Source organism: Devosia sp. (assembly GCF_028290645.1).
Lineage (GTDB): Bacteria > Pseudomonadota > Alphaproteobacteria > Rhizobiales > Devosiaceae > Devosia_A.
The window spans coordinates 1-4016 of the sequence record NZ_JAQGJL010000205.1; the positions used below are offsets into that span (position 1 = coordinate 1).

Below are 4016 nucleotides of genomic sequence, written 5' to 3' on the forward strand. Positions count from 1 at the left end.
CGGTGTTGACGGGGCGGTGACGGGGCGCCGCCCCTAACGGTGGGGCAATTCGGGGTGGGGGTTGAGGGTTCAGTGCGTGGGGTGAAATAGATTTGCGTGAGGCACTGATGGGCTGGTGACTGGGGACCCCCACCCCTGTCCCCTCCCCGCAAGCGGGAGGGAGACCCTCCGATGGTGGCCGGTGATGGGGCAACTACGCGAGCTACAAAGCGTGGGGTTGCCCCGTCCACCGCTCCCCCGCATTGCGGGGGAGGATAAGGGTGCCGCTTATGCGACGCGCTGCTTCTTTTCGGGCCGGGCCCAGGCCGGGAGCCAGTCGCCGTGGGCGGCGAGGAGGTCGTCGGTGAGGTTCCAGATCTGCTCGAGGTCGAGCTCGGCGGCGGTGTGGGGGTCCAGCATCGCGGCGTGGTAGATGTGCTCCTTGTTCTCGGTCATCAGCGCGGCAACGGTCAGTTCCTGCACGTTGATGTTGGTGCGGATGAGGGCCGTGAGCTGGGGCGGCAGGTCGCCGATATAGGTCGGCTGGATGCCCGAGGCGTCGACGAGGCACGGGACCTCGACGGCGGCGTTGTTGGGCAGCGAGGTGATGACGCCGTTGTTGCGCACGTTGCCGTAGATGACGCCGGGCTCGCCCGTCCACACCGAGTTGACGATCTCGGAGGCGTATTCCTTGGACTGCTTGACCTCGATGGTGTTGGCCTTGCGGTATTCCTCGGAGGTGTTCTTCCACCTCGCGATCTGCTCGATGCAGCGCTTGGGGTATTCGTCGAGCGGGATGCCGAACTTCTCGATCAGGTCCTCACGGCCTTCCTTGATGAAGTACGGGGTGTATTCGGCGAAGTGCTCGGAGCTCTCGGTGACGAAGTAGCCCAGCCGGGTGAGCATCTCGTAGCGCACCTTGTTGGGGCATCGCGGGTTCCAGGTCGGCTTGGGCGCCCTGCCCTCGCGATAGGCGCGGACCAGGTCCGGGTAGAGGTCGCGATAGGAGCCGTCGGGCTGGCGGTGCTCGAACTTCAGGTAGAACGCCATGTGGTTGATGCCGGCCGAGCGGTAGCGGATCTCGGAATAGGGAATGTCGAGATCGTGGGCCAATTCCATCGCGGTGCCCTGCACCGAGTGGCAGAGGCCGACCTGCTTGATGGTCGGGTATTTCTCGGCGATGGCCCAGGTGTTGATGGCCATCGGGTTGACGTATTGCAGCATGACCGCGTCGGGGGCGACTTCGAGCATGTCCTCGCAGATCGACCAGAGATGCGGCACGGTGCGGAGGCCCCGCATGATGCCGCCCACACCGAGCGTATCGGCGATGGTCTGGCGCAGGTTGTACTTCTTGGGGATCTCGAAATCGACGACGGTCGAGGGCTCGTAACCACCGATCTGGAAGCAGACGACGACGAAATTGGTGCCGTCGAGGGCTTCGCGCTGGTTCGAGTAGGTGGTCACCGTGGCGGGAACGCCGAGCGTGTTCACCAGCTTGCCGGCGATGATGGCGCTCTCTTCGAGGCGCTGCGGATTGATGTCCATGAGGCGGATCTCGGCCCCGGTGAGGGCCTCGCGCTGCAGGATATCGCCGACAATATTCTTCATGAACACGGACGAGCCGGCCCCGATGAAGGTGATCTTTGGATTGGCCATGAAAGGAGATCTCCGTAAAAGCGTCTACGCGGTCTAGGCCGCGATTTCGAAGGCGGCCCGGACGAGCCGCGAGGTGTATTCGGTCTGCGGGCGCTCGAGCACGTCGGCGACCGGTCCCTGTTCGACGATCTTGCCGTATTGCATGACCATCACCCTGTGGCACAGGGCTTTGACGACTTTGAGGTCGTGGGAGATGAACAGGTAGCTGAGGCCCTTTTCGTCCTGGAGCTTGCGCAGCAGCTCGATGATCTGGGCCTGGACCGAGAGATCGAGCGCCGAGGTCGGCTCGTCAAGCAGGATGAATTCCGGTTCGAGGGCGATGGCGCGCGCGATGGCGAGGCGCTGGCGCTGGCCGCCCGAGAACTCGTGCGGGAAGCGGTTGAGGATGGTGTCGGGCATGCCGGCGTCGCGCAGCGCCTCGCGGACGCGATCGCCGCGCTCGCGGGAGTTGCCGCCGAGCTTGTTGACGATCAGGCCCTCCTCGATGATCTGGCGCACCGACATGCGGGGGTTGAGCGAGGCGAACGGATCCTGGAAGACGATCTGCATGCGGCTGCGCAGCGGGCGCATCTGCTGCCGGTCCTTGTTGTGGATCGGCTCGCCGTCGAAGAAGATCTCGCCGCCCTGGTTGCCGATCAGCCGGATGAGGGCCTGGCCGAAGGTGGTCTTGCCGGAGCCGGACTCGCCGACGAGGCCGAGGGTCTCGTGCTTCTTCAGATTGAGCGACAGCTTGTCGACGGCGACGAGCTCGAAGAAATCGGGCTTGAAGAAGCCGCCGCGCTTGAGCGTGAAGGCGACCTTGACGTCCTTGCCCTCGAGCACGGTGGGGTTGTTGGCAGCGATCGGCCTGGCGGAGCCCCTGGGCTCGGAGGCGAGCAGGTGCCTCGTGTAGCTGTGCTGAGGGTTGGTGAACAGCGCCTCGGTGGCGTTGTGCTCCTGCACGCGGCCGTTCTGCATGACGTAGACGTAGTCGGAGAACTGCCGGACGATGGTCAGGTCGTGGGTGATGAGGATCACCGCCATGCCGTACTTGGCCTTCAGATCCTTGATCAGGTTGAGGATCTGGGCCTGCACGGTGACGTCGAGCGCGGTGGTCGGCTCGTCGGCGATCAGCACGTCGGGGCGGTTGGCGAGCGCCATGGCGATCATGACGCGCTGGCGCTGGCCGCCCGAGAGCTGGTGCGGATACTGGCGCAGGCGGGCGGCGGGCTCGGGGATCTGCACTTCCTCGAGCAGTACGCGAGCGCGAGCCATCGCCTCCCGGCGGCTCATCCTATTGTGGAGGTGGAGGATTTCGACGAGTTGCTGGCCGATGGTGTAGACCGGGTTCAGCGAGCTCATCGGCTCCTGGAAGATCATCGACAGGTCGTTGCCGCGGAGCTTGCGCATCTCGGGCTCGGACAGGGTGATGACGTCCTTGCCCGAGAGGGTGATGCGGGTCTTCGGGCTGATCCTGGCGCGGCGGGTCAGGAGCCGCATGATGGTGCGGGCGGTGACCGACTTGCCGGAGCCGCTTTCGCCGACCAGCGCGATGGTCTCGCCCTTGTGGAGCTGGAAGGACACGTCCTCCACCGCATGCACGGTGCCGCCTTCGACCTTGAAGTCGACGGCGATGTTGCGGGCATCGAGGATCAGCTCGCGGCCGTGGCTGCCGAGGTCGTGGCGCTCGGGCGGGGAGAAGTCGTCGCTGGCAAGATTGGTCATGGCCATACTCAATAGGGGTCGATCGCGTCGCGCAGGCCATCGCCGAGCGCGTTGAAGGCGAAGACGGTGATCAGGACGAAGACGACCGGGCTGAGGATCCACGGATAGGAGCCGATGACCGAGAAGGTGCCGGTATCCTGGAGCATCAGGCCCCACGAGATCAGCGGCGGCTTCACGGCGAAGCCGAGGAAGCCGAGGAAGCTCTCGAGCAAGACGACCGAGGGGATGGCGATGGTCACCGCGACGATGAGGTGGCTCGAGACGTTGGGGAGGATATGGCGCGTGATGATCCGCATGTCGGAGGAACCGACGGCGATGGCGGCGCGCACGTATTCGATGCGGGCCAGCGCCAGGGTCTTCGACCGCACTTCGCGGCTGAGCTGGGCCCAGCCAAGTGCCGCCATCACGCCGATGACGAAGGCGATGAAGATGTTGGATGGGGCGGTGACCGGGATCAGCGAGGTGAGGGCAAGGTAGAGCGGCAGCTGCGGGAAGGCCAGGATGAGCTCGACGAAGCGCTGCACCCAGACGTCGAGCTTGCCCCCGAGATAGCCCGAGGCGATGCCGACGAAGGTCCCGAGCGCGGTGGTCAGGGCCACCACGACCAGCGCAATGGTCAGCGAGATCTGGGAGCCGACGATGCCGCGCGAGAGGATATCGCGGCCGAACTTGTCGGT

The 4016-nt window shown here is 65.1% G+C and carries 3 protein-coding genes; all 3 read right to left on the reverse strand.

The window, feature by feature from the left end:
• Nucleotides 1-267 precede the first annotated feature (267 nt).
• Nucleotides 268-1635, reverse strand: a complete 1368-nt coding sequence (locus JWQ89_RS11665; protein ID WP_299641175.1) for an alpha-glucosidase/alpha-galactosidase — start codon at nucleotides 1633-1635, stop codon at nucleotides 268-270.
• 33 nt (nucleotides 1636-1668) lie between these two features.
• A complete protein-coding gene (locus tag JWQ89_RS11670; RefSeq protein WP_299641177.1) occupies nucleotides 1669-3339 on the reverse strand; it encodes an ABC transporter ATP-binding protein in 1671 nt (556 codons plus the stop codon).
• Nucleotides 3340-3347: 8 nt separating this feature from the next.
• Nucleotides 3348-4016: ABC transporter permease (locus JWQ89_RS11675; RefSeq protein ID WP_299641179.1), on the reverse strand; the 669-nt coding region annotated here is incomplete at its 5' end.

Excerpts from the sequence above, each read along its gene's own strand:
- JWQ89_RS11665 (WP_299641175.1), bottom strand. The coding sequence starts at position 1,635 with ATGGCCAATCCAAAGATCACCTTCATCGGGGCCGGCTCGTCCGTGTTC.
- JWQ89_RS11670 (WP_299641177.1), bottom strand. The coding sequence starts at position 3,339 with ATGACCAATCTTGCCAGCGACGACTTCTCCCCGCCCGAGCGCCACGAC.